A 23,225-nucleotide genomic window follows, 5' to 3' on the forward strand; every position below is an offset into this window, starting at 1 on the left:
TGACGATGACCACGACACTTAAATGTATCTCTCCGATCGACGGTTCGGTTTACGCCGAACGCGAAACGGAAGAATTCAAATACGCCAAATTCAACGTGGCGCAGGCGCTCGCGGCCAACGCAGGCTGGCGGCTGACCCCGCTAGAAGACCGTATCCGGCTGGTGATGGATGGCGTCCGCCGTCTGGGAGAGTTGAACGACGAAATCGTGCCGGAACTTGCGCATATGATGGGCCGACCGGTGCGCTATGGCGGAGAGTTCGGCGGCGTCAACGAACGCGCGAGTTATATGGCAGAGATTGCGAGAGGCGCGCTGGCCGACACCGTTCTGGAAGACAGCGACCAGTTCCGCCGCGTCATCAAACGCGAACCGCATGGCGTCGTGTTGGTCGTTGCGCCGTGGAATTACCCCTACATGACCGCGATCAACACCGTCGCCCCGGCGCTGATCGCCGGGAATTCGGTGATCCTGAAACACGCAACACAAACCCTGCTGGTCGGTGAACGCATGGTTGCCGCGTTTATTGAGGCTGGCGTGCCGGAGCTCGTGTTCCAAAACATCTTTCTGGATCACAGCACTACATCCGCCCTGATCGCCGACAACAACTTTGACTTCGTGAATTTCACTGGTTCCGTCGGTGGCGGCAAAGCGATGGAACAAGCCGCGGCGGGCACCTTCACAGGCGTCGGGCTGGAGCTTGGCGGCAAAGACCCCGGCTATGTCTGTGAGGATGCGGACATTGACGCCGCCGTCGACACGCTGATCGACGGCGCGATGTTCAATTCGGGCCAATGTTGTTGTGGGATTGAACGGATTTACGTGCATGAATGCGTCTATGATGCCTTCGTCGAAAAGGCAGTTGAGGTTGTGAAAGGCTACAAGCTCGGCAACCCGCTGGACCCGGAAACAACGCTCGGGCCGATGGCGAATATGCGGTTCGCCGAAGAGGTCCGCGCCCAGATTGCCGAGGCGGTCGCGATGGGCGCGAAGGCGCATATTCCAACCTTCGCCGAAGATGATGGCGGCGCCTACCTGACCCCGCAAATCCTGACGAACGTGAACCACAACATGCGCGTCATGCGGGACGAGAGCTTTGGCCCCGTTGTCGGGATCATGAAGGTCGCGGACGATTCCGAAGCGCTGGAGTTGATGAATGACAGCGAATTTGGCCTGACCGCGTCAATCTGGACGCAGGATGTCGAGCGGGCAGAGATGCTCGGTTCAATCCTCGAAACCGGCACGGTTTTCATGAATCGCGCAGATTATCTGGACCCTGCGCTGTGCTGGACAGGGTGCAAGAACACCGGGCGCGGCGGCGCGCTTAGCACAATCGGGTATCACAATCTGACGCGCCCCAAATCCTATCATCTAAAGAAGGTTACGAAATGACACTCGTTGGAAACTGGTCATATCCCACGGCAATCAAATTTGGCGCGGGCCGGATCAAGGAACTGGCCGAGGCGTGCGCACAGGCCGGGATCAAGAAACCGCTGCTGGTAACCGACAAGGGGCTTGCCAACCTGCCGATCACCCAGCAGGCGCTGGACGTGTTGGAAGGTGCGGGATTGGGCCGCGCGCTGTTTGCCGATGTTGACCCAAACCCGAACGAACGCAACCTCGGCGCGGGCGTCGTGGCCTTCAATCAGGGACGGCATGACGGGGTGATCGCGTTCGGCGGAGGCTCCGGCCTCGACCTTGGCAAGATGGTTGCGTTCATGGCGGGCCAGACCCGCCCGGTTTGGGATTTCGAGGATGTCGGTGATTGGTGGACCCGCGCGGATGCCGACGCCATCGCGCCCATCGTCGCCGTGCCAACGACGGCCGGAACAGGGTCAGAGGTTGGGCGTGCCTCGGTCATCACCAATTCTGAAACGCATGTGAAAAAGATTATCTTTCATCCGAAAGTGCTGCCGACCGTGGTGATCTGCGATCCGGCGCTGACCGTCGGGATGCCGAAATTCATCACGGCGGGCACGGGCCTCGATGCCTTCGCCCATTGTGTCGAAGCCTATAGCAGCCCGCATTTCCACCCGATGAGCCAAGGGATCGCGCTGGAAGGGATGCGGTTGGTGAAGGACTATCTGCCCCGCGCCTATGACGACGGAACCGATATCGAAGCCCGCGCCCAGATGATGAGCGCGGCGGCAATGGGCGCGACTGCGTTCCAAAAGGGTCTAGGTGCGATCCACGCGATGAGCCACCCGATCGGCGCGATTTACAACACCCACCACGGGACAACGAACGCGGTTTGTATGCCCGCGGTGCTGGCCTTTAACGCGGACGCCATCCGGGATCGGTTCGATCATGCCGCGGCTTATCTGGGTATCGACGGCGGTTTCGACGGATTCTGCGCCTTCGTTCAAAGCTTCAACGATGCGCTCGGCATCCCACGCAAGCTGTCGGAACTGGGCGCGGGATCGGACAGGATCGAGGAGTTGGCCGACATGGCGCTGGAAGACCCCAGTTGCGGCGGCAACCCGGTGACGTTGACCAAAGACAACGTCAAAGCACTGTATGAGGCCTGTATTTGATGTGGGGCCGAAGCAGTCGAAAGCCGCTAATTGGCAAACTGTCATATGGCCTTTTCAATTTGGCTATATGCGCGAACGGACCGCATGAATTTGAATTGGCGGAAAAAAAAGATTCTGAGGTCGGGGGCTGAGGGGGTTACACTTCTCCGGTTCCTGATAGGCGGGCGCTTGCGACTCAGGCCGACGGGGAGGTCGGCGTTGCGCCTGTCCGACAAAGATAAGAACGACCCGGCACATCTGTGATCGGGAGGAGACTGAAGCCAACCAAGGGAGAACTATAAATGACAAAGAAACAAAACGGGATGAAAGGCGGCCTGTCCCGCCGTGCTCTGCTGAAAAGCGGCGCGGTGACGGGGGCGGCGGCGCTTGCCACACCGGCGCTGGTGCAAAACGCGCTTGCCTCATCGGGTGAGATCAACATTCTGATGTGGTCCGACTACCTGCCGGAAAAGTTCATCTCGGACTTTGAGGCCGCGTCTGGGATCACGGTGAATTATACCGGTATCGGCTCCAACGAAGAAATCATCAACAAGATGAAGGCGAATAACGGTCAGGGTTTCGACATCGTGTCGCCCACCAACAACCGTTCGCTTCAGTGGGGGCCGCTTGAACTGCTGCAACCGTTCGATATGGCGAAAGTGCCAATCGACAAGGTGAACCCGGCAATGTCGCGTATCGGCACGGATGCTTGGAACTTCGACAACAAGGGATCGCACTGGCTGCCGCATATCTGGGGCACCGAAGGCATCGGTTGGCGCGTGGACCAATGGGCACCAGCCGGGGACGCGCCAAGCTATGGCGACGTCTGGTCCGAAGAAAATGCTGGCAAGACGATGGGGCGTCCGCACTCCATGATGCTGGGCGCGGGCCTTTACATGGAAGCGTCGGGCGAGATGGACCCGGGCTCCGTCTGGGCGGCGTATGAAAGCGAAGAGAAGATGCGCGAAGTGTGGGGCCAGATCACCGACTGGTGTATCGCCCGCAAGGATCGCATCAAACTGCTTTGGAACGATGCCGATACGCAGAAGAACGGCCTGCTGAACGACGGTGTGATCGTCGGCCAGACATGGGACGGTCCGCCGCTTGCGCTGAAAGCACAAGGCGAACCTGTGACCTACCAAGCCCCGGTCGAAGGGTCGATGGCCTGGGTTGACGGTATATCGATGCCCGTTGGTGCCGCGAATATCGATCAGATCTATGCGTTCATCGAATTCGCGTATCAGGCGGAACCGGCTGGCGTTGCGATTGACAGCCACGGCTATAACTCGCCTGTGCTCGGGGCCGATACGTTCTCTGGCGATGTCTACAAGACCAACTTTGCCGAAGCGTATCCGGGCGACTCTCTCGCCAACCTCAACCCGTGGCCGGCTGAGGCACCGTGGTATGCGGCGACGCGAACTGAGTTCGTCAACAAGTTCAAGAGCGCCTGATAGCGCGTTTTTTGAAACAGCGATCCGACCCCTGAGAACGGGGTCGGACATTTGCGACGTGCATGGCTGACGGGGACAGATCATGCACAAAATAAAGCGCATCAAAATAAAGCCGGGGAGAAGACGGAATGAGCGCAGGCGTTGGGGTCGATCTGGAAAACCTGTGGATACGGTTTGGCGATTTTGTTGCCGTCCAGGACGCGAATGTGAACATCAAGGGCGGCGATTTCTTTTCGTTCCTGGGGCCGTCCGGCTGCGGTAAGACGACGATCTTGCGCGCCGTGTCAGGGTTTCTTGAGCCGAGCGAGGGCAATGTCCTGATCGGCGGCAATAATATGAAGGGCATCGGCCCAAACAAGCGCCCAACCGCGCTGATTTTTCAGAATCTCGCGCTGTTTCCGCTAATGAAGGTTTGGGAAAACATCACCTTTTCGATGGAGATCAAGGGCGCCAGTGCCGCCGAGCGCCGCAAACGCGCGGATGAGCTGTTGGATATGATCGCGCTGCCGGAGCAGGGGGACAAGCTGCCGTCGGAACTGTCAGGCGGGCAGAAACAGCGCGTCGCGATCGCGCGAGCCTTGTGTGCCGAACCCGACGTGCTGCTGCTGGATGAGCCGCTTTCGGCGCTCGACCTCAAACTGCGCCAGCACATGCGGACGGAGCTTCGCGAAATCCAGAAGCGTGTTGGAATTACCTTCATCTACATCACCCACGATCAGGGAGAGGCGCTGACGATGTCCGACAGCGTCGCCGTGATGAAGGCGGGGGTGATCGACCAGATCGCGGATGGCAAGACGATCTACAACGATCCTGCGACGCCATTCGCAGCCTCTTTCGTCGGGGAAAACAACGTGTTCCGGGGCACAGTCAGCGCGGTGAACGGCGACATGGCGATGATCGCAACGAACCGGTCCGGCAACCTCTTGTCGCGCATCGCAACAGCGCAGCAAGGCAAGCTGAACGTCGGCGACAACGCGATGTTGTTCATCCGGCCCGAAGCGCTTTCGATTGCCGACGCCGGTGCCGAGGGCGACCACTTCGTCACCGGCAATGTCCTGAACGAAGAATTTGAGGGCAACGTCTACAACATCTTCATGGAAGGTGACGGCGGCAAACAGATCAAGGTCTCCATCCCCAACCTTGGCCAGTCCAGACGATCCTCGGTCGGATCGAAACTGACGCTGGAATATGATGCACAGAACGCCGTGGCGATGCCCTTCGGCGATCTGGCAACGGAATAGGGGGCCGCCATGAAACGCCCCAAGTTCCTTAAAGAATATTATCTTCGCAACGGGCCTGTCATGGGGACGATCCTGCTTGTGCTCGTCGTCTTCTGGACGGTCGGCCTGATTATCCTGCCGCAGCTATCGATGCTGGATTACTCGTTCCGCGACTATCTGCCATCGGGTGAGGTCGGCGAATACACGATCAGCAATTACAAGCATTTGATTTACGGCGCCGAAGGGTCGGGGGATTCCTACAACCGCGTCGACCTTGCGGTTTTTGCCCGAACGATCATCGCGGCGATGCTGGTCACGATCTTCAACCTCATCATTTGCTACCCCCTTGCCTATTACCTTGGGCAGTCAAAGGGGATGGGGCATATCCGATACCTCGCGCTGCTTTTGATTATCCCCTACTGGATCAATGAGATTTTGCGCGCTTTCGCCCTTCGGATCATTTTCGGCGATAGCGGAGTCATCAATACGGTGCTGATGGCCATTGGCCTTTACGATCAGCCCTATGATTTTGTGCGGGCGGATATCGCGCTCTACGCCGGGCTTGGGTATGCCTATATCCTGCTGATGATCTTCCCGATCTATAACGTGATCGAAAGCCTCGACCATAATCAGATCGAAGCGGCGCGCGACCTTGGCTCTCCTTGGTGGCGGATACACTGGCGGGTCGTCATTCCCTATGCGAAACCGGGCATCTCGTCAGGCTGCACGATGGTCTTCATGCTGTCGGCAGGCGCGCTGGCCGCGCCGCAAATCCTTGGCGGCCCGTCGAGTCTGTGGTTCACGCAAATCATCTATGACTGGTTCAACTCCGGAGGCAACTGGGCGCAGGGCGCGGCCTATGCGATGGTCCTGCTGGTGTCCTGTATCCTGATCGTGCTGGCCTTCATGCGACTGTTCAAGGTCAACATGGGGGATATCGGGAAATGAGCAATTCCATCCTCCGCATCAGCCTTTGGGTCTATCTGCTGATCTTCTTCGCCTACCTGCTTGGACCGCTTGTGATCATGAGCGTAACAGCCTTCAACTCCTCCGCCTTTCCGCGGGCCGCGCCGTGGGAGTGTTTGACGTTTGAGTGGTTCACGGCGTTGTTCAACGATGCGCGTATCCTGAACGGTATCAAGAACAGCATCATCATCGGCCTTGGCACCGTTGTTCTGTCAGTCGCGATGGGCTTGGCCGGGGCGCTGATCCTGACGCAGATCTGGCCGAAATTGCGGGCGAGTTACTACACGCTCGTCATCGCGCCGATCCTGATTCCGGGCGTTGTGCTTGGCATTTCAACGCTGGTGTTCTGGGACCGGGTAAACCGGTTTTTAGGCCTCGGGCCGGATAGCTTTCTGTCGAATGGGCTGTTCCTGACCATCATCGGTCAATCGACCTTTATCGCGTCCTATTGCATGTTGGTCCTCGTCGCGCGGCTTCAGCGATATGACCTCGCGCTGACCGAGGCCGCGCTTGACCTTGGTGCGACGCACACGCAAGCGTTTCGCAAAATCCTGTTGCCGTTCATGCGACCCGCGATTGCGTCGGCGGCGGTGCTGGCGTTCCTCGCGAGTTTTGAGAATTACAACACGACGACATTCACCTTTGGCGAATATCCGACCCTGACAATTGAGCTTTCGCAGAAGGTGCGCTACGGCATCACGCCTGCGATTTCGGCGCTGGCCTTTATCATCGTTGTTCTGACCGTCTTTGCCGCTTTGATGCACGAGGCGAACTCGCGCCGGAAAGCGTTGGGTATGGCCGATCAAAAGACTGTTGGAGCGGTATCGAAGGGCTTTAAGCTCCCGAGGTTCCTAAGCGGCAATCCGGCCGCGATTGCACTTGTGCTTCTGTCGATCGTGACGATCACAACCATTGGCACCGCAACCGCCTACAGCCCGGCGCAATGCAAAGCGAATGTGTTGGAGGAGAAGCGTCTGGAAACCCAGCGCCGGATCGAAGAACTGCGCAGCCGGAGGGAGTCGCAAGGCGGCGCGGCTAGTGACGCCACGACCACGACGCCCCGAACCGGCGGATCGAACAACAGCGGCTTCGGTGGTGTGTTCGACCCCGGCAGCCTGTCTGGTGGCGGAGAATCCGATGCGGACACAGAGACGGAGAGTGACAGCAACGACTCCGGCTTTGGTGGCGTTTTCGATCCGGGGAACCTGTCGACCAACAACTAAACGTGCGACCCCGCGTCAGCTATGGCGCGGGGCCTTTATCGGGCCTTTGTCGGTGATCTGGGTGGTCGCAAGCGTCTGATCGGCGTGCTTCATCCGATGGCGGAGTAGCTTTTGCGTGAGCCGCAGAAGATCGCCCTGATGGGCTGGGTCGTTCGCGACGTTTTTCATGGCTCTGTCTGCCGCGTGGTCGAACAAGATCGGCGGCAGGCTTTCTGCGCTGAACTGAATCAGCGTGAACCGGTCCTCTCGCAAAATGGCGAGGGCGCTGTCGGTCAGGGTCGTGCCGAGCATGTCCTGCCACGGCGTCGGGTTCACGGCGTCAGCGAAATCAAGCTCTGAATAGCTGTAGGTGCGCCAATCATCGGGCGTTTCGCCATTGAGCAGCGGCAACAGGCTGTAGCCATCCATCGACGGTGGGACATCCAACCCCAGCACGTGCAGGATCGTGGGGGCAACGTCGACGGACTCCGTCGGGGCATCGACGACCGCACCGCGCGCCGTCTCGTAGCCGGGTGCGCGGATAATCAGCGGCGTGTGGTAGGCCGCGTCGTGCAGGTTCATCTTCCCCCAGCTGTGGTGATCCCCCAGCATTTCGCCGTGGTCTGAGGTGACGACAATCAGCGTGTTGTCGTATTGCCCGGTGTCTTTCAGGAACGCGATGACGCGCCCGACGTGATGATCGACCTCGGTCGCGAGGCCCATATAGGTCGCGCGAAGCTGCTGCACCGCGTCATCCGTCGCCTCCATGCTGGAAAACCCCAGCGCCATCGTGCCTGCGGTTTGCGTTTTGACCGCCGGGTCAAAGAACGGATGCAGCGCGGCCTCATCCTCCGGCGTTTTCTGACGCTCGGGCAGGGGGAGTGTGCCGGGGTCATACATCGTATTGTAAGGCGCCGGCGCGACGAGCGGCGGGTGCGGGCGCAGGTAGGTGAGGTGGGCGAACCAACTTTCGCCCACGCGACCGCGAAGGTCGTTCAGGCAGGCGTTGGTCAGAAACGCGGTATCGCTATCCTCCGCCCGATAAAATGCGGGATCGTTCAATTGCGGTTTCTGACCGTCCGCGGCCTGATGGCAGAACACCTCGAAGTAATTGTCGAACCTGTAGCCCTTCGCAAGAAGATCGGCGCGCCACGGGTAGGAGGTTTCCATCCGCATCTCAACGATCTCTTCAAACCCGACCATTGGCTGTTCATAGCTTTGCAGCGCCGGATCACCGGGCGGATAGGCGGCGGGATCTTGTGAGGTATCCGTATAGCCGTAGAGCAGGGGCAGATGACCCGCCTTTCGCAGTTCCGCCGGAAGCGTCGGAATAGTGTGGCGCAGGGGCGTGCCATTACGAACGGAGCGATGGTTCATCGCATATTGCCCGGTCAGGATGCTCGCCCTAGACGGCCCGCATGGGTTGGTCACGGAATAGTGCCGCCGGAACGTCACCGCATCTTGCATCAACGCATCGAGGTTCGGTGTGTCCACGTGATCGGCAAGCCTGCCGAACAGGCAATCGGCGCGCAATTGGTCGATAATAATGAACAAGACGTTATTCGGCTGTGGCATTGCGTCGATCCGGTGTGATTTGTGCAAGAGAGGACCACGGGTGGCGCACCGTATCAACAGCGAATACACGCGCGTTGTTGCAAATCATTCTCATTCCAGTTGACAGTTGCGAACCATTCTCATATTTGCGGAAGGAAGACATCAGGAAGGAAACGCCCGATGAAAAATACCCGGATTTACCTTGGCAGTCTGTTTCTTGCGCTGCTGACGGCCCTGCCGGTTCACGCTGAGGATAAGTTCAAAGCGGTCACGACCTTTACCGTTCTTGCGGACATCGCCGCGAATGTTGCAGGCGACGCCGCTGTCGTGGAATCCATTACCAAGCCCGGCGCGGAAATCCACGGCTACCAGCCGACCCCGCGCGACATCCTTCGCGCACAGGACGCCGATCTGATCCTGTGGAACGGCATGAACCTTGAACTGTGGTTCGAACAATTCTTCCGCAACCTGCGGGACGTGCCAAGCGCGACGCTGACCGAAGGCGTCGACCCGATCAGCATCACCGAGGGCGCGTATAACGGAAAACCGAACCCCCACGCGTGGATGTCATTGGATAATGCGCTGATCTACATTGACAATATTCGTGACGCATTCATCGAGCACGACCCGAATAACGCCGACACTTACCGCGCGAATGCCGAAGCGTATAAGCAGCAAGTAACCGAGACGATTGCCCCGCTCCGCGACGCGATACAAGCCGTGCCGGAGGAGGAACGCTGGCTCGTCACATGCGAGGGTGCGTTCAGCTACCTGATCCGTGATTTCGGGATGAAAGAGCTTTACCTTTGGCCGATGAACGCCGACCAGACCGGAACGCCGCAGCAAGTGCGCAAGGTGATAGATGGCGTGCGTGACAACAACATCCGCGCCGTCTTTTGCGAAAGCACGGTATCCAGCGATCCGGCTGAGCAGGTCGCGCGCGAGACCGGAGCGGCGTTTGGCGGTGTGCTATACGTGGATTCACTGTCTGAGGTGGACGGGCCGGTGCCGACATACCTCGACCTTCTTAGGGTCACGTCCGAAACCATCGTTGCGGGTTTGACCGAACAGGAATGACGCCATGCTGAAGTCCAACGACACGGGCCTGACGACGCGCGACCTGACCGTCACCTATCGCAACGGGCTGACGGCGCTATGGGATGCGACGTTTGAAATCCCGACCCACACGATTACCGCGTTAGTGGGGGTGAACGGGGCCGGGAAATCGACGTTGTTTAAGGCGCTGATGGGGTTTGTTCCGGCGGCGAAGGGCGAAATCTCCATCCTCGGGATGCCGGTGCGCGAGGCGTTGAAGCAAAACATCGTCGCCTATGTTCCGCAGGCGGAAGAGGTCGACTGGACCTTCCCTGTCCTTGTCGAAGACGTTGTGATGATGGGGCGCTACGGGCATATGGGTATGTTGCGCCGCCCGAAACCCGCCGACCGCGCCGCTGTCAACGATGCGCTGGAACGGGTCGGCATGGCCGCCTATCGCCATCGCCAGATCGGGGAACTGTCCGGCGGCCAGCGCAAACGCGTGTTTCTGGCGCGGGCGCTGGCGCAGGATGGCAAGGTTATTCTACTGGATGAGCCCTTTACCGGCGTTGACGTCCAGACCGAGGACGCGATTATCGCCCTATTGCGCGACATGCGGGCCGAGGGGCGGGTGATGTTGGTATCGACCCACAACCTCGGCTCTGTCCCGGAATTCTGCGACCGGACGATTTTGGTCAAGGGCACCGTCCTCGGCTACGGCACAACGCAAGAGGTTTTTACCCAAAGCAACCTTGAGGCGGCGTTTGGCGGCGTGCTGCGCCACTTCGTTCTTGGCGGCACCGATCTGCACGACGACGACGACAAACGGCAGGTCACGGTTATTTCCGACGATGAGCGCCCCTTCGTGGTCTACGACGACCGCCCGGAGGTGGAGAAGGAGTGATCGAAACCCTGCTTTCCCCGTTCGCCTACGGCTACATGACCAACGCGATGTGGGTCAGCGCATTGGTTGGTGGGGTCTGTGCGTTTCTGTCGGCCTACCTCATGCTAAAGGGCTGGTCGCTGATCGGTGACGCGCTGTCCCATTCCATCGTGCCCGGCGTCGCGGGCGCCTACATGCTCGGCCTGCCCTTTGCGTTGGGAGCTTTCGCAGCCGGTGGGTTGGCGGCGGGGGCGATGCTGTTTCTGAACCAGCGCACGGGTCTGAAGGAAGACGCGATCATCGGGCTGATCTTCACCAGCTTCTTCGGGCTAGGGCTGTTCATGGTTTCGGTTTCGCCCACCTCCGTCGATATTCAGACGATCACGCTGGGCAATATCCTTGCGATCACGCCTGCGGATACGCTGCAACTGGCGATTATCGGGTTTGTTTCGCTTGGCGTGCTGCTGTTGAAATGGAAAGACCTGATGGTCGCGTTCTTCGACGAAAACCACGCGCGGTCGATTGGTCTGAACCCGGACCGGCTGCGGTTCATCTTTTTCGTCTTGCTGTCGGCATCCACGGTCGCGGCGCTGCAAACGGTCGGCGCGTTCCTTGTCATTGCGATGGTCGTGACGCCGGGGGCGACCGCCTATCTGCTGACCGACCGGTTTCCGCGGCTACTGATGCTAAGCGTGGCGATTGGCGCAGGAACCAGTTTTACCGGAGCATACCTCAGCTTTTTCCTTGATGGCGCGACGGGCGGGATCATCATCAGCCTGCAAACGCTGATCTTCCTCGTGGTGTTCTTCCTTGCCCCCAAACACGGCTATTTCGCCGCCCGCCGCCGCGCCGCGAAAGCACTGGAGGGCGGGGTATGACCGAAACGCTGCTATTGCCGTTCCAATTCCCGTTCATGGTCAACGCTTTCCTGATCTCGGTGCTTATCGCCGTGCCGACGGCGTTGCTGTCCTGCTTTTTGGTGTTGAAAGGCTGGTCCCTGATGGGGGACGCGATCAGCCACGCGGTTTTGCCGGGGGTCGTGGTTGCATACCTCATCAATATCCCGCTGGTGATCGGGGCGTTCGTAGCCGGGATGATCTGCGCCTTGCTGACCGGGTTTTTGAACGAAAACAGTCGGGTCAAGCAGGATACGGTGATGGGGGTCGTGTTTTCCGGCATGTTCGGCTTTGGCTTGGTGATCTACACAAAGATCGAAACTAACGTGCATTTGGACCACATCCTGTTCGGCAACATGCTGGGCGTTGGGGCGGCCGATCTGTGGACGACGGGTCTGATTTCGCTCGGTGTCAGCGGCCTGATCGTCGTCAAACGGCGCGATTTTCTGCTGCACGCGTTTGACGCCGCGCAGGCAAAAGCGGTGGGGCTGCCGGTGCGCCTGCTGCATTACGGATTGCTCGCCATCCTGTCGCTGACCATCGTTGCGACGCTGAAGGCCGTCGGCATCATCCTTGCCATCGGCCTGCTGATCGCCCCCGGCGCGATTGCATATCTCGTGACGAAGCGTTTCGAACGGATGCTGCCGATTGCCGTTGCCGTCACGGTTTTGGCGTCGTTCTTTGGGGTATATCTATCGTTCTTCCTCGATTCCGCCCCAGCGCCGACGATCATCCTGATCCTGACGGCGATATTCATCATCTGCTTTGTTATGCAAAGCGTCAGAAGCGCGCGACGAACCTCCGCGACCTGATCGCCCCAAGATGAACATTTGACAAAGCGCCGCCTGCGCGGTTCTTTGGATTGGATCATCCGGCTGGCACGCGTATCCCTTTGCCAGCCCAGAACAGCCCAAAAAAGTGAGCCAATCATGTTGAAATCCAGATATTTAACCTCCGCCGCCGCCTGCGCGTTCGCAACGATCGGCGGGGCCGCTGCCGCGCAAGAGGTCGGCTTTTGCGGCCAGCCAGAGGTTATGACCCAAGGCACGTTCTCCATCGCCGACGAAAACGCGACACCGATTGACGCGACCATCAACGTCGCACGGGGGGAGCCTGTCTATCTGGAATTCAACGTCGGGGCCGCGACTGGCGTGACGATTGAGACATTTTCAAACGACTTTGACCCGCTCGTCATCCTTTTTGATTCAAACGGCCAGATGGTGCGCAGCGATGATGATGGATCAGGCACGCTGAACGCCCGCCTCGGCGCGCAGTTGGAACCGGGTGACTATTGCGCCCAGATCCGCACGCTGACCGATGTGCCACCCGCGACGGGCATCCTTCCGCCGGGCTATGAAGGTGCGATTCCTGTCCGCCTGAGCACTGGCATCGCGCCGGGTGCTGGTGGCTGCCGGACCCAACCGGGGCTCGTGGCGATCGACACACCCCTGACGCCGGGCGGGGAGCCGCAATCGCTGTCTGGTCAGTCGCCATCCTCCAGCGCGTTTTCCTTCACACTGGCAGAACCTATGGCGATCAGCGTCGGTGCGCGCAGCGCCGCGTTCGATACGATTCTGACGCTGGAAGACAGCTTTGGCGCGCAGCTTGGATCGGATGACGATGGCGGCGGCGGCACCAACAGCTACCTCGGCATGGACTCCCCGCTGCCGGCCGGGGAATACTGCGTTTCAGTCGCAAGCTATGACGCGGCGGGCGGGGATTTCACGCTGACGCTTGAAGAATGGTCCGAAGCGGCCGCGTCCCGCGGTGGAGGCAGCGGCGCACCGGCTGACCCCTGCGGTGATCCGTCTGCAACGACGACACTGGCTGCGCCACTGGCCTCTGGCTTTGCGGCAGAGAATTTCTCGCAGACCCTCACCAGCACGCATCAGTTCTTTCAGTTCGAAACGACCGAACCGCTTGAGCTTCGGCTGACCGCGACCTCCGGCGATTTCGATACCATCATGGGGCTGTATGATTCCGACGGGAATGAGGTTGGTAACAACGACGATGGCGAAGGGCTGGGCACCAACAGCCGCATCCAACCCGGCGCAGCGCTGCCTGCTGGCACATATTGCGCCGCCGTCAGCCCCTATTCGGGTGAGGGCAGCGGGTCGTTCCGTTTCAACCTGATCGAGATGACCGAGGAAGCCTTGCTCGCCGAAGCCTACTCCACTGGCGAAATTCTGCCCTCCTCCAATAGCGGTGTGGACTTCACCGACCTTGGCCTGCTTGAACGCTCTGTGCGCAGCGACGGGGCAGCAGATGGCCGCGCACAATGGTATTTGTTTGAGGTGGCCGAAGAAAGCCTGATCGTTGCTGACACGGCCTCCCTTGGTGCGCCGGCGAAGGTTGTTTTGTTCGACTACGAAGGCACCGGCCAGAAAATCGCGGAGGCCGTCGGCGCCCCCGAAGGACTGACGACGCGACTTGTTAAGAAGGTCGGCTCCGGCATCTACGCGCTGGCTGTGGTGCGCGACGGCGGCGATGAAACGCGTGAGGCCTCCGCGCTGTCGCTTCAGCGTTATGTGCGTCCGCCGCGCGCGCAATAAACGCTGACCCGAAACAAGAAGGGCGGACCCGTCAAACGGCCCGCCCATTCTTCGTTCAACGTCGTTTGCGATCAGAAGTCGACCGACACCCCCGGCAGGTTCAGCGCCTTCATCAGGTCGCGCACCTCTTGCCGCGCGGCGACGTTTGAAATGTTCAACTGCGTCACGCCGACATCTTTTAGGTCGAGCAGAGTCAGGCCGCGCGGGAAAAGCTCTCGGAAAATCACACGTTCGCCAAAGCCCGGCGCGACGCGGAAGCCGATCCGCTTTGATAGGTTCTCAAGCGCTTCGCCAACCTTCTTCTTGTTGTGCATTTGCTGCGCAGCAAGCCTGTTGCGCACAACGATCCAATCAATCGGCGGCAACCCGGCCTGCGCCCGCAATTGCCGCGCGTTCCACACCATTTCGGAATAAACCGAGGGGCCAATGATCCGGTTCGTTTCGGCATCGACCTTCGCCAGCAGGTCGAAGTCGATGAATGAATCGTTCAGCGGTGTAATCAACGTATCCGCCAGCGAATGCGCGACCTGACTTAGCCGCGTGTGCGAACCGGGGCAGTCGATCAGGATAAAATCGCTATCAGGCTCAAGCGTTGCAACTGCGGCGGACAGGCGATGGTCATAGATGTTTTCGCCCGGGCCGAGGGTCGATTTATCGATCTCAGGCAGATCGTGATAATCCGGCATAGCCAGTTCAAGGTCATGGTTCTTGGCGAACGCATTGCGGTTTTCGACATACTGGCCAAAGGTCTTTTGCCTGAGGTCAAGGTCAAGCGCCCCGACGGAATGGCCCATCCGAACCAGCGCTGTCGCCACGTGCATAGAGGTCGTGGATTTCCCAGACCCGCCCTTTTCATTTCCGACGACGATAATATGTGCCACTGCCGTAATCCCGGTATTTCGCGCGGTTTGACCCGCAATTTTTGGTTGTCGGGACTATATGTTGGGTTTGTGCAATTTGAAAGCGCGGTGGTGCGCGTTTCGCAGCGTTTTACGCGGTTTGTGCCCTGTGCGCACCGGATGGCAGGCGCGCCGCGTGTTCACAATGAAAAACGCCGCCCGGATGGGGCGGCGTTCTGAATTCCGAAAGGAAATGGCTGCTTAGAAGCCCAGACCTTCGTATTTCTTTTTGAACTTCGACACGCGTCCGCCGGTGTCCATCAGGCGGGAAGACCCGCCAGTCCAGGCCGGGTGCGCGGAAGGGTCGATATCCAGCGACAATTGCTCGCCTTCCTTGCCCCATGTCGAACGCATCTGCACGATGTCGCCATTGGTCATTTTGACATCGATGAAATGGTAGTCGGGATGGATGTCTTTTTTCATGGTATCCGTCCTTATGCTTCGGCCGACTTGGGCTTGTATGTGGTGTCTTCTGCGATCCGTGCGGATTTACCACGACGGGAGCGCAGGTAGTAGAGTTTTGCGCGACGCACGCGACCACGGCGAACCACGGTGATGCTGTCGATATTGGTCGAATAAAGCGGAAAAACACGTTCCACGCCTTCGCCAAAGGAAATCTTGCGAACGGTGAACGACCCGGCAATGCCAGCGCCGTTCTTGCGGCTGATGCACACACCTTCGTAGTTCTGCACACGGGTGCGGGTGCCTTCAGTCACTTTATAGCCGACACGGATGGTATCACCCGCTTTGAAATCTGGAATATCTTTGCCAAGCTCGGCGGCTTGCTCGGCTTCCAGCTGTGCGATCAGGTCCATCTGACACACTCCTATGTTGCTCACGGTTGACCCGTGAAGTTTCCTGCGTCCTCAGAGCTCTTGGTCCTCATTCGGGTTCTTGCCGTGGTGTTCACACCAAGCCCGCCAGAGATCAGGTCGTCGTTCCTTTGTCAGCCGTTCGGCCATTTCCTGTCGCCAGTCAGAGATCTTCGCGTGATGGCCGGATAGAAGCACTTCCGGTATCGCGCGCCCATTCCAGACGGCAGGTTTTGTATAGTGTGGGTGTTCAAGCAGACCGTCCGAGAAGGATTCCTCCTCCGTCGATGCGTGATTCCCAAGCACGCGCGGTATAAGGCGAACCGTTGCATCAATCAAGGCCTGTGCCGCAATCTCTCCTCCGGTAAGGATGAAGTCGCCAAGGCTGACTTCTTCGATGCCGTAATGTTCGATCACGCGATCATCGACGCCCTCGAAACGGCCGCACAGCAGGGTCATGCCATCGGTCTTTGAATAGCGGTCGGCCATCGCTTGCGTTAGCGGTTTGCCGCGTGGCGAAAGGTAAAGCACCGGCCAGCGCGCCGCGTCTTTGGGCGTGCCGTCGGCAGCCCTATCAAGCGCTTTCGAAACCACGTCAGGCCGCAGCACCATTCCCGCGCCGCCGCCCGCCGGGGTGTCGTCCACGTTGCGGTGCTTTCCCTCGCCAAAGGGGCGCAGATCGATGGTTTCAAGCCGCCATAGCCCGTCCTGCAATGCCTTGCCGGTCAGCGATGCCCCAAGGACACCGGGGAAGGCTTCGGGGAACAGCGTGATGATTTTTGCCGTCCACGCGTCTTTCAGATGGGGGCGGTCCTGCATCAACTCGCGGGGTTGTGCGGTGGCCGAGATCGACAAGCGCCCGTGGGATTTCGTCGGTTTAGTCATCCGGGAACAGGCCGTCCGGCGGGTCCGCGATGATCCGGCCTGCTGTCAGATCGACGGTCGGCACCGCATCGCGGGTGAAGGGGACCAGCACCGTCGCGCTTTGGCCTGGCAGTTCGACTTCAAGCAGGTCGCCCGCCCCGTGGTTTTGCACGGCTTTCACCGTGCCAAGGGGTGTGCCGCCTGTGTCGAGCACGACGAGGCCGATCAGGTCGGCGTGGTAGAACTCGTCGTCAGGCAGGGCAGGCAGTCGGGTGCGGTCGGCGAACAGCCGTGTGCCGCGAAGCGCGTCGGCCTGCTCCTTAGTCTTCACCCCGTCAAGCCGTGCGGAGAAACCGTTTTTCACCGCACGGGTCAGGGTCAGCGTGAAGGATAGGCTGCCATCTTCGGTATAAAGCGGGGCGTAGTCAGCGATGGCTTCGGCGTCGGCGCAAAAGCTTTTCAGCCGCACTTCGCCCTTCACGCCATAAGATCCGGCGATTGCGCCGACACACACCCGATCCGTCATTCGCCCTCAACCCCGTAACAGACACCATCGCCGCGAACCGCGCCGCCTGCGTCAAGGCATCGGTCGGTCAGCACGAAGCGTTCCGCCGACATACCGGCCCAAAACGCCACGGCGCAGAGGACGAAGGTGATTGCCAGACGGATCACAGGGCGACCCCTTCCCCGCGGGGAAGGCCAATGTTGATCCGATCGGTGACGGGCATTAGACCTCCTGACTTTACCGAATAGAGAAAAGCGGGTGTGGAGGCGGCGCGGGATGCGCCACCACCGTTATTGTGAACGCGACAACGCGTTTTCGGTTTACTTTTCAGCGTCTTCTGCCGGGGCGTCTTCTGTCACTGGTTCTTCAGCAGGTGCTTCCTCAGCGGGTGCCTCTTCGACAGCAGGTGCTTCTTCAGCAACCGGAGCTTCCTCAGCAGGGGCTGCAGCCTTCGCGGCTTTCTCTTCGGCGCGGTCTTTGGCCTTCTGACCGGGCTCTGCCTTCTTGGGGTTGTTGCGTTCTTTTTTCTCAACGACTCCAGCGGCTTCGAGGAAGCGGGACACGCGGTCGGAGGGCTGTGCGCCCTTGTCGAGCCATGCTTGAACCTTCTCGACGTCCATTTTTACGCGGTCTTCGGAATCCTTCGGAAGCAGCGGGTTGTAGGTGCCCAGCTTCTCGATGAAACGGCCATCGCGGGGCATGCGCGAGTCGGCAGCGACGATCGAATAATGCGGGCGTTTTTTGGAACCACCGCGGGCGAGACGAATTTTCATAGCCATGATTAGTATCTCCTGTAACTTAGCTATTTGACGGGGCTAAGCCCCTGTCATTCCTGATGTTTCTTATGGTGTTGGATAACTTCGCTGATGATGAAATTCAGGAATTTCGCAGCGAATTCGGGGTCTAAATCAGCTTCGAGCGCCATCGCGCGAAGCCGGTCGATCTGTTGCGCTTCCCGCTCCGGATCGGAGGGCGGGAGCGTGTGTTCAGCCTTCAGTTTGCCAACCGATTGGGTGCGCTTGAAACGCTCCGCAAGGGTGTAGACAAGCACCGCGTCGAGGCGGTCGATGCTCTCCCGATGCTCTTTCAGAAGCTCGGCGGCGCGGGCGGAAATATCGGTCATTTGACGCTCCTGATCGGCGTGCACCGGGTGTGCACACAGTGTGCACAGGACGTGCATACGATTGTTGCACAGGTCATTGCACGGCCTCCGGCAGACGGTGACGATAAACGAGGTCGTCAGTGTTCGGGCGATCCGCATCATCATCGCGCACCGCGCCGAGCCGTTCGGCCAGCGCGGCAGAGCGGGTGTTGCCGGGGCTGACGTAGCTGACGAGCGTTGTCAGAGACTGCACCCGGAAGGCCCAGTCGCGGGCAGCGCCCGCAGCCTCGAACGCGATGCCGCGCCCCTCAGCCTTGGGCGTGAGGGTCCATCCAAGCTCAGTCTCGGGAAAGTTGGCTGGATGCGTGATCGCGATTTCACCAAAGTAATCGCCGGTCTTGCTGTCGGTGATGCTCCAAGCGCCGAAGCCGTCGAATATCCATGACGCGGCCCCACTGGCAAAGACAGACCATGCGCCGCGTCGGTCATAGGGGCCGCCCATGTAGCGTGACCGGTCCGACGTAAGCACTTCTGCGAAAGGTTCGAAATCTGCACGCATGGGTGCGCGCAGAACCAGACGCTCCGTTTCAAGCGTTGGGATATTTACACCCATGCCTGTCATTTCTTCTTACCTAAACCGGACAGGCCGGGGGGCAGGTTGCCGCCGCCAAGGCCGGGCAGGCCGCCGGGCAGCTTGCCGCCCATCTGTTTCGCCGCGGCCTCAAGCGCCTTGGGGTCCATCTGCGAGGGGTCCATGCCGGGGGGCATTCCGCCGCCCTTGCCGAACATCCCGCGCATGGCCTGTTTCATCATGCCGCCTTTGTTTTTGCCCATTTTCTTCATCATGTCGGACATCTGACGGTGCATTTTCAGCAGCTTGTTCAGCTCACTGACTTCCATGCCGGACCCTGCGGCGATGCGCTTCTTGCGGCTGGCTTGCAGGATCTGCGGGTTGGCGCGTTCTTTCTTGGTCATCGACTGGATCAGGGCGATCTGGCGCTTGAGCACCTTGTCGTCCATGCCGGAGTCTTCGACCTGCTTGGCCATCTTCTTCATGCCGGGCATCATGCCCATCAGGCCTTCCATGCCGCCCATCTTGATCATCTGTTCAAGCTGCATCTTCAGGTCGTTCATGTTGAACTGACCCTTGGTGAAGCGCTTCATCATCCGTTCGGCCTGTTCGGCCTCGATGGTTTCCTGCGCCTTTTCGACGAGGCTGACGATGTCGCCCATGCCAAGGATGCGGCCCGCGATGCGTTCGGCGTGGAATTCCTCGATCGCGTCCATCTTTTCGCCGAGGCCGACGAACTTGATCGGCTTGCCGGTGACGGCCCGCATCGAAAGCGCGGCACCGCCGCGCCCGTCGCCGTCCATCCGGGTCAGGACAACGCCCGAAACGCCGATCTTGTCGTCAAATTCGGTCGCGACGTTCACCGCGTCTTGCCCGGTCAGGCCATCGACCACCAGCAGCGTTTCGCGGGGGGTGGCGATGTCGCGGACGGCGGCGGCTTCGGCAATCAGCGCTTCGTCGATGTGCAGACGGCCCGCAGTGTCGAGCATGTAGACGTCATAGCCACCCATCGTCGCCTGCTGCTTTGCGCGCTTGGCGATGTCGGTGGCGGACTGGCCCTTGACGATGGGCAGGGTGTCGACACCGATCTGCGTGCCGAGGATCGCAAGCTGTTCCTGCGCCGCCGGACGGTTCACGTCGAGCGAGGCCATCAGCACGCGCTTGCCCTGCTTTTCCTTCAGGCGCTTGGCGAGCTTGGCGGTCGTCGTGGTTTTACCGGAGCCTTGCAGCCCGACCATCAGGATCGGGGCCGGGGGGTTGTCGACCTTGAGCGTGCCGGTTTCGCCCTCGTCCCCCGCAAGCACGTGCACGAGTTCATCATGCACGATCTTCACGACCTGCTGGCCGGGGGTCACGGATTTGGTGACGGCCTGCCCGGTGGCCTTTTCCTGCACTGCCTTCACGAAGTCGCGGGCGACGGGCAGGGACACGTCGGCTTCGAGCAGCGCGACGCGGACCTCGCGCAGGGCGGTGGAGACATCGGAGTCGCTCAGCGCGCCCTGTTTGGTCAGCCGGTCGAAGACGCCGGAGAGGCGTTCGGACAGATTTTCAAACATACCTTCGGCCCTTTTGCCAGTTGTTTCACCAGTCGGATATAAGACCCGACGCCTCAAAGCCCAAATGCCCCCGTGGGCGCAACGCGCTGACGGAGGGCGATCCCGGACCTGTGTCCAAGGGACCGGAAGCAATCGTGACTTCCGGATATGGGGGGCGTTTAGGCGGTGGTGGGGGTGGAGTCAAGCGTGGGTGAGGAGAGGGTCAGCCAGGAATTGATAATTTCGACGGTCTTCTTTTGCCATGGGCCGTGATCGGATGTCATCGAGAGAGGCAGTTTCTCCGGCGCTTTATTGAAGACCAGCAACGTGCGCGCCATCGTTGAGTCACCTTCATAGTCCTCGAGAATGGCTCGGTCGAGTTCCTCCAAATCTCTCGTGATTACCTGGCGGCCTGCAATTGAAGTCTTTGAAATAGTTATGAGACTTCGGGTCCTGTCGAACTCAATCCGCCTGTTGGCGGAAACTCGAAGAAACACATAGGAAACAGTCAATCCAATGGCCAAACCAAACGCATTAACATAACTGAAGCCGCCGTTCAGCACGCTCTCGACCACAAGTACGGCCGCTAGGATAGTCAACGGAAGAGGGATAAGCGCCCAACCCAATTCGTTGTTTCGGACAACGAGCTTGTCGGGTGTGTTCTGGACGACTTTCATACCGAAGAACTGCTATGCAGCCCTGTATTTGTCAATGAGACATCCATCCTTTGAAGCGATCCCGAGTCTATCGTCAGAGCGCTTCCGGTCTTTGCATCTACGAACTTATGCGCTTAGATTGCAGCCGAAGTGTTGATTGGCGCACAGGGGGCCGCATTGGACAACTGGGACGAGATCAGGACCGCCTACCAGGTGGCGCGGATGGGGACGGTCAGCGGCGCGGCGGAGGTTCTGGGCGTGCACCATGCGACCGTCATCCGTCATGTCGACGCGCTGGAAGAACGGCTGGGCACCAAGTTGTTCCAGCGCCACGCGCGGGGGTATACGCCGACCGAGGCGGGGGCCGATCTGATGCAGGTCGCCCAAACGACGAGCGACCAGCTAAGCCAGCTTGCCGGGCGCTTGCGTGGGCAGGGGGAAACGGTCAGCGGTGATCTGGTTGTCACATCGCTTGCCAGTCTGTCGCCGCAGTTGGCTCCGATCCTTGTCGGGTTTCAAAACGCGCACCCGGATGTGAAGGTGCATTATATGACCGGCGACCGGGTGTTCCGTCTGGAATACGGCGAAGCGCATGTGGCGATCCGGGCGGGGCAGGCGCCGGAGCAGTTGGATAACGTGGTGCAGCCGTTGATGCAGCTTTCGATCGGGCTATATGGCGCGGAGAATTACCTTGAACGGTTCGGCACCCCGAAGGGCGAGGAGGATTTGGTCAAGCACAGGTTTGTCGGCGGTGATCCGGCAACGAAACGGGCGCCCTATTATCGCTGGATGGACAAGAACATCCCCGAGGAAAACGTCGTCTTCCGCGCCGGGGATTTCCAGAGCGTCGAGCACGCGATCGCGGCCGGCGCCGGGCTGGGCTTCCTGTCGGAGTTCGTGGCGCGGGGCCACGAGGGGCTGGTGCAGGTGCTTCCGCCGCGGGAGGAATGGTCGACCGCCCTGTGGCTGGTCACCCATGTCGATCTGCACCGGACGCTGAAGGTTCAGACGTTCCTGAGCTATCTCAAAGCCGAAATCAAAGCGCTGGAAGACGAATGAGCGACGCAGCCCGTGGGCATCTTGCGATGCTCATCTTTTCGGCGCTGGTGGCGGGGTCGTTCAGCCTTGGGGCGCTGGCGGCGAATGAAATCGCGCCAACCGCCCTGAATGCGGTGCGGTTCGTGCTCGCGGCCTGTGTACTGGGTGTTGCGGTGTTTGCAAGCGGCGCGGCAACGCGGGCGGCGTGGGAGTCGCCTTGGCGGTATCTGGTGCTGGGCGGGTTCTTTGCGCTTTATTTCGTGCTGATGTTTGAGGGGCTGAAAACCGCCCCGCCGGTGTCGGCGGCGGCGGTGTTCACCATGACCCCGATCATGACCGCGTTTTTCGGGTGGCTGCTGCTTAGGCAAGTTACCTCGGGCCGGATGGCGTTTGCGCTGGCGATTGGGGCGGCGGGGGCGCTTTGGGTGATCTTTCGCGCGGACCTTGCGGCACTGCTCGCCTTCAAGATCGGGATCGGGGAGTTGATCTATCTGATCGGCTGCGCGTCGCACGCGGTCTATGTGCCGTTGGTTCGGATGCTGAACCGCGGGGAAAGCCCGCTTGCCTTTGCCTTTGGCACGCTGATCGGGGGATCAGTCCTGCTGATCGCCTATGGATGGCCCGCGTTGCAGGCGACGGAGTGGGCCGCGCTGCCGATGGTGGTTTGGGTCACGCTTGGCTACATCACGGTGTTTGCGACGGCGGTCACATTCGTGCTGGTGCAATACGCGTCACTGCGGCTGCCGGGGGCGAAGGTGATGGCCTATACCTACCTCGTCCCAAGCTGGGTGATGCTGTGGGAGGTCACGATGGGGAACGGCGTGCCAAGCGGGATGATCCTGATCGGTGTCGCGCTGACGGTGGTTGCGCTGGTGATGCTGTTGCGGGAAGAGGTCTGAGGCGCGGCGGCGCGGCGGCGGGATTTTTTGAGTATTTTTGGCAAGATGAAACGGAGCGGCGGGGCAGAACTGCGCC

Annotated in this window: 25 protein-coding genes; 13 read left to right on the forward strand and 12 right to left on the reverse strand. The window is 59.9% G+C overall.

The window, feature by feature from the left end:
* Nucleotides 1-5: 5 nt before the first annotated feature.
* The 6 genes from ACEWPJ_RS03295 to ACEWPJ_RS03320 all read left to right on the forward strand — a co-directional run bounded on the left by ACEWPJ_RS03295 (nucleotide 6) and on the right by ACEWPJ_RS03320 (nucleotide 7,369).
* On the forward strand, nucleotides 6-1,388 hold the full coding sequence (locus tag ACEWPJ_RS03295; protein WP_416510863.1) for an aldehyde dehydrogenase family protein: 1,383 nt from the start codon (nucleotides 6-8) through the stop codon (nucleotides 1,386-1,388).
* Nucleotides 1,385-2,530 carry an iron-containing alcohol dehydrogenase gene (locus ACEWPJ_RS03300; protein WP_416510865.1) on the forward strand — a complete coding sequence of 382 codons (1,146 nt, stop codon included), beginning with the start codon at nucleotides 1,385-1,387 and terminating at the stop codon, nucleotides 2,528-2,530. Before ACEWPJ_RS03295 ends, ACEWPJ_RS03300 begins: the two co-directional genes overlap by 4 nt.
* A gap of 302 nt (nucleotides 2,531-2,832) precedes the next feature.
* Nucleotides 2,833-3,960 carry an extracellular solute-binding protein gene (locus ACEWPJ_RS03305; RefSeq protein ID WP_416512995.1) on the forward strand — a complete coding sequence of 376 codons (1,128 nt, stop codon included), beginning with the start codon at nucleotides 2,833-2,835 and terminating at the stop codon, nucleotides 3,958-3,960.
* Between the two features lie 128 nt (nucleotides 3,961-4,088).
* Nucleotides 4,089-5,201, forward strand: a complete 1,113-nt coding sequence (locus ACEWPJ_RS03310; RefSeq protein ID WP_416510867.1) for an ABC transporter ATP-binding protein — start codon at nucleotides 4,089-4,091, stop codon at nucleotides 5,199-5,201.
* A gap of 9 nt (nucleotides 5,202-5,210) precedes the next feature.
* Nucleotides 5,211-6,128, forward strand: coding sequence for an ABC transporter permease (locus tag ACEWPJ_RS03315; RefSeq protein ID WP_416510868.1), 918 nt, complete (start codon nucleotides 5,211-5,213; stop codon nucleotides 6,126-6,128).
* Complete coding sequence (locus tag ACEWPJ_RS03320) at nucleotides 6,125-7,369, forward strand: ABC transporter permease (protein ID WP_416510869.1); 1,245 nt, start codon at nucleotides 6,125-6,127, stop codon at nucleotides 7,367-7,369. The genes ACEWPJ_RS03315 and ACEWPJ_RS03320 overlap by 4 nt, the downstream gene beginning before the upstream one ends.
* Nucleotides 7,370-7,384: 15 nt before the next feature.
* Here the strand turns inward: ACEWPJ_RS03320 and ACEWPJ_RS03325 are convergent, their stop codons facing one another.
* Nucleotides 7,385-8,923 carry an alkaline phosphatase family protein gene (locus ACEWPJ_RS03325; protein ID WP_416510870.1) on the reverse strand — a complete coding sequence of 513 codons (1,539 nt, stop codon included), beginning with the start codon at nucleotides 8,921-8,923 and terminating at the stop codon, nucleotides 7,385-7,387.
* A 159-nt stretch (nucleotides 8,924-9,082) separates the two neighbouring features.
* Here ACEWPJ_RS03325 and ACEWPJ_RS03330 point away from each other — a divergent pair, with 159 nt between their 5' ends.
* The 5 genes from ACEWPJ_RS03330 to ACEWPJ_RS03350 all read left to right on the forward strand — a co-directional run bounded on the left by ACEWPJ_RS03330 (nucleotide 9,083) and on the right by ACEWPJ_RS03350 (nucleotide 14,268).
* Complete coding sequence (locus ACEWPJ_RS03330; RefSeq protein WP_416510872.1) at nucleotides 9,083-9,979, forward strand: metal ABC transporter substrate-binding protein; 897 nt, start codon at nucleotides 9,083-9,085, stop codon at nucleotides 9,977-9,979.
* 4 nt (nucleotides 9,980-9,983) lie between these two features.
* Nucleotides 9,984-10,841, forward strand: coding sequence for a manganese/iron ABC transporter ATP-binding protein (locus ACEWPJ_RS03335; protein WP_416510874.1), 858 nt, complete (start codon nucleotides 9,984-9,986; stop codon nucleotides 10,839-10,841).
* Entirely contained in the window at nucleotides 10,838-11,698 is an 861-nt protein-coding gene (locus ACEWPJ_RS03340) for a metal ABC transporter permease (RefSeq protein ID WP_416510875.1), read from the forward strand. The genes ACEWPJ_RS03335 and ACEWPJ_RS03340 overlap by 4 nt, the downstream gene beginning before the upstream one ends.
* Nucleotides 11,695-12,528, forward strand: a complete 834-nt coding sequence (locus ACEWPJ_RS03345; RefSeq protein ID WP_416510876.1) for a metal ABC transporter permease — start codon at nucleotides 11,695-11,697, stop codon at nucleotides 12,526-12,528. The genes ACEWPJ_RS03340 and ACEWPJ_RS03345 overlap by 4 nt, the downstream gene beginning before the upstream one ends.
* 117 nt (nucleotides 12,529-12,645) lie before the next feature.
* Nucleotides 12,646-14,268, forward strand: coding sequence for a DVUA0089 family protein (locus ACEWPJ_RS03350; RefSeq protein WP_416510877.1), 1,623 nt, complete (start codon nucleotides 12,646-12,648; stop codon nucleotides 14,266-14,268).
* A gap of 71 nt (nucleotides 14,269-14,339) precedes the next feature.
* On the opposite strand, the gene ACEWPJ_RS03355 is transcribed toward ACEWPJ_RS03350, so the two are convergent.
* The 11 genes from ACEWPJ_RS03355 to ACEWPJ_RS03405 form a co-directional block, all read right to left on the reverse strand.
* The gene (locus ACEWPJ_RS03355) at nucleotides 14,340-15,149 is read right to left on the reverse strand and encodes a division plane positioning ATPase MipZ (protein ID WP_416510878.1); all 810 of its coding nucleotides are present in this window, start codon (nucleotides 15,147-15,149) and stop codon (nucleotides 14,340-14,342) included.
* A gap of 219 nt (nucleotides 15,150-15,368) precedes the next feature.
* A complete protein-coding gene (gene rpmE / locus ACEWPJ_RS03360) occupies nucleotides 15,369-15,590 on the reverse strand; it encodes a 50S ribosomal protein L31 (protein ID WP_416510880.1) in 222 nt (73 codons plus the stop codon).
* Nucleotides 15,591-15,601: 11 nt separating this feature from the next.
* Nucleotides 15,602-15,982 (reverse strand): 50S ribosomal protein L19, encoded by a 381-nt coding sequence (gene rplS / locus ACEWPJ_RS03365; RefSeq protein ID WP_416510881.1) that lies wholly within the window; start codon nucleotides 15,980-15,982, stop codon nucleotides 15,602-15,604.
* A gap of 51 nt (nucleotides 15,983-16,033) precedes the next feature.
* On the reverse strand, nucleotides 16,034-16,864 hold the full coding sequence (gene trmD, locus ACEWPJ_RS03370; RefSeq protein ID WP_416510883.1) for a tRNA (guanosine(37)-N1)-methyltransferase TrmD: 831 nt from the start codon (nucleotides 16,862-16,864) through the stop codon (nucleotides 16,034-16,036).
* Nucleotides 16,857-17,369, reverse strand: a complete 513-nt coding sequence (gene rimM / locus ACEWPJ_RS03375) for a ribosome maturation factor RimM (RefSeq protein WP_416510884.1) — start codon at nucleotides 17,367-17,369, stop codon at nucleotides 16,857-16,859. The genes trmD and rimM overlap by 8 nt, the downstream gene beginning before the upstream one ends.
* On the reverse strand, nucleotides 17,366-17,515 hold the full coding sequence (locus ACEWPJ_RS03380) for a hypothetical protein (protein ID WP_416510886.1): 150 nt from the start codon (nucleotides 17,513-17,515) through the stop codon (nucleotides 17,366-17,368). The genes rimM and ACEWPJ_RS03380 overlap by 4 nt, the downstream gene beginning before the upstream one ends.
* Before the next feature lie 153 nt (nucleotides 17,516-17,668).
* Nucleotides 17,669-18,127, reverse strand: a complete 459-nt coding sequence (gene rpsP / locus ACEWPJ_RS03385) for a 30S ribosomal protein S16 (protein WP_416510887.1) — start codon at nucleotides 18,125-18,127, stop codon at nucleotides 17,669-17,671.
* A 47-nt stretch (nucleotides 18,128-18,174) separates the two neighbouring features.
* Nucleotides 18,175-18,471, reverse strand: coding sequence for a chorismate mutase (locus ACEWPJ_RS03390; RefSeq protein WP_416510889.1), 297 nt, complete (start codon nucleotides 18,469-18,471; stop codon nucleotides 18,175-18,177).
* A 73-nt stretch (nucleotides 18,472-18,544) separates the two neighbouring features.
* The gene (locus ACEWPJ_RS03395) at nucleotides 18,545-19,063 is read right to left on the reverse strand and encodes a GNAT family N-acetyltransferase (protein WP_416510890.1); all 519 of its coding nucleotides are present in this window, start codon (nucleotides 19,061-19,063) and stop codon (nucleotides 18,545-18,547) included.
* A gap of 5 nt (nucleotides 19,064-19,068) precedes the next feature.
* Nucleotides 19,069-20,577, reverse strand: a complete 1,509-nt coding sequence (gene ffh / locus ACEWPJ_RS03400; protein ID WP_416510892.1) for a signal recognition particle protein — start codon at nucleotides 20,575-20,577, stop codon at nucleotides 19,069-19,071.
* A gap of 158 nt (nucleotides 20,578-20,735) precedes the next feature.
* On the reverse strand, nucleotides 20,736-21,233 hold the full coding sequence (locus tag ACEWPJ_RS03405) for a hypothetical protein (protein ID WP_416510894.1): 498 nt from the start codon (nucleotides 21,231-21,233) through the stop codon (nucleotides 20,736-20,738).
* A gap of 156 nt (nucleotides 21,234-21,389) precedes the next feature.
* Between ACEWPJ_RS03405 and ACEWPJ_RS03410 the strand changes: the two genes are divergently transcribed.
* Together ACEWPJ_RS03410 and ACEWPJ_RS03415 are read left to right on the forward strand one after the other, a co-directional pair.
* Nucleotides 21,390-22,271, forward strand: coding sequence for a LysR family transcriptional regulator (locus ACEWPJ_RS03410; protein WP_416510896.1), 882 nt, complete (start codon nucleotides 21,390-21,392; stop codon nucleotides 22,269-22,271).
* Entirely contained in the window at nucleotides 22,268-23,149 is an 882-nt protein-coding gene (locus ACEWPJ_RS03415; RefSeq protein WP_416510898.1) for a DMT family transporter, read from the forward strand. The genes ACEWPJ_RS03410 and ACEWPJ_RS03415 overlap by 4 nt, the downstream gene beginning before the upstream one ends.
* Nucleotides 23,150-23,225 lie beyond the last annotated feature (76 nt).

Source organism: Aliiroseovarius sp. YM-037, assembly GCF_048060095.1.
Taxonomy (GTDB): Bacteria; Pseudomonadota; Alphaproteobacteria; order Rhodobacterales; family Rhodobacteraceae; genus JBLUOA01.

Coding starts and splice junctions, on each gene's coding strand:
- ACEWPJ_RS03295 (WP_416510863.1), top strand. CDS start 6: ATGACCACGACACTTAAATGTATCTCTCCGATCGACGGTTCGGTTTAC.
- ACEWPJ_RS03300 (WP_416510865.1), top strand. CDS start 1,385: ATGACACTCGTTGGAAACTGGTCATATCCCACGGCAATCAAATTTGGC.
- ACEWPJ_RS03305 (WP_416512995.1), top strand. CDS start 2,833: ATGAAAGGCGGCCTGTCCCGCCGTGCTCTGCTGAAAAGCGGCGCGGTG.
- ACEWPJ_RS03310 (WP_416510867.1), top strand. CDS start 4,089: ATGAGCGCAGGCGTTGGGGTCGATCTGGAAAACCTGTGGATACGGTTT.
- ACEWPJ_RS03315 (WP_416510868.1), top strand. CDS start 5,211: ATGAAACGCCCCAAGTTCCTTAAAGAATATTATCTTCGCAACGGGCCT.
- ACEWPJ_RS03320 (WP_416510869.1), top strand. CDS start 6,125: ATGAGCAATTCCATCCTCCGCATCAGCCTTTGGGTCTATCTGCTGATC.
- ACEWPJ_RS03325 (WP_416510870.1), bottom strand. CDS start 8,923: ATGCCACAGCCGAATAACGTCTTGTTCATTATTATCGACCAATTGCGC.
- ACEWPJ_RS03330 (WP_416510872.1), top strand. CDS start 9,083: ATGAAAAATACCCGGATTTACCTTGGCAGTCTGTTTCTTGCGCTGCTG.
- ACEWPJ_RS03335 (WP_416510874.1), top strand. CDS start 9,984: ATGCTGAAGTCCAACGACACGGGCCTGACGACGCGCGACCTGACCGTC.
- ACEWPJ_RS03345 (WP_416510876.1), top strand. CDS start 11,695: ATGACCGAAACGCTGCTATTGCCGTTCCAATTCCCGTTCATGGTCAAC.
- ACEWPJ_RS03350 (WP_416510877.1), top strand. CDS start 12,646: ATGTTGAAATCCAGATATTTAACCTCCGCCGCCGCCTGCGCGTTCGCA.
- rpmE (WP_416510880.1), bottom strand. CDS start 15,590: ATGAAAAAAGACATCCATCCCGACTACCATTTCATCGATGTCAAAATG.
- rplS (WP_416510881.1), bottom strand. CDS start 15,982: ATGGACCTGATCGCACAGCTGGAAGCCGAGCAAGCCGCCGAGCTTGGC.
- trmD (WP_416510883.1), bottom strand. CDS start 16,864: ATGACTAAACCGACGAAATCCCACGGGCGCTTGTCGATCTCGGCCACC.
- rimM (WP_416510884.1), bottom strand. CDS start 17,369: ATGACGGATCGGGTGTGTGTCGGCGCAATCGCCGGATCTTATGGCGTG.
- rpsP (WP_416510887.1), bottom strand. CDS start 18,127: ATGGCTATGAAAATTCGTCTCGCCCGCGGTGGTTCCAAAAAACGCCCG.
- ACEWPJ_RS03390 (WP_416510889.1), bottom strand. CDS start 18,471: ATGACCGATATTTCCGCCCGCGCCGCCGAGCTTCTGAAAGAGCATCGG.
- ACEWPJ_RS03395 (WP_416510890.1), bottom strand. CDS start 19,063: ATGGGTGTAAATATCCCAACGCTTGAAACGGAGCGTCTGGTTCTGCGC.
- ffh (WP_416510892.1), bottom strand. CDS start 20,577: ATGTTTGAAAATCTGTCCGAACGCCTCTCCGGCGTCTTCGACCGGCTG.
- ACEWPJ_RS03405 (WP_416510894.1), bottom strand. CDS start 21,233: ATGAAAGTCGTCCAGAACACACCCGACAAGCTCGTTGTCCGAAACAAC.
- ACEWPJ_RS03415 (WP_416510898.1), top strand. CDS start 22,268: ATGAGCGACGCAGCCCGTGGGCATCTTGCGATGCTCATCTTTTCGGCG.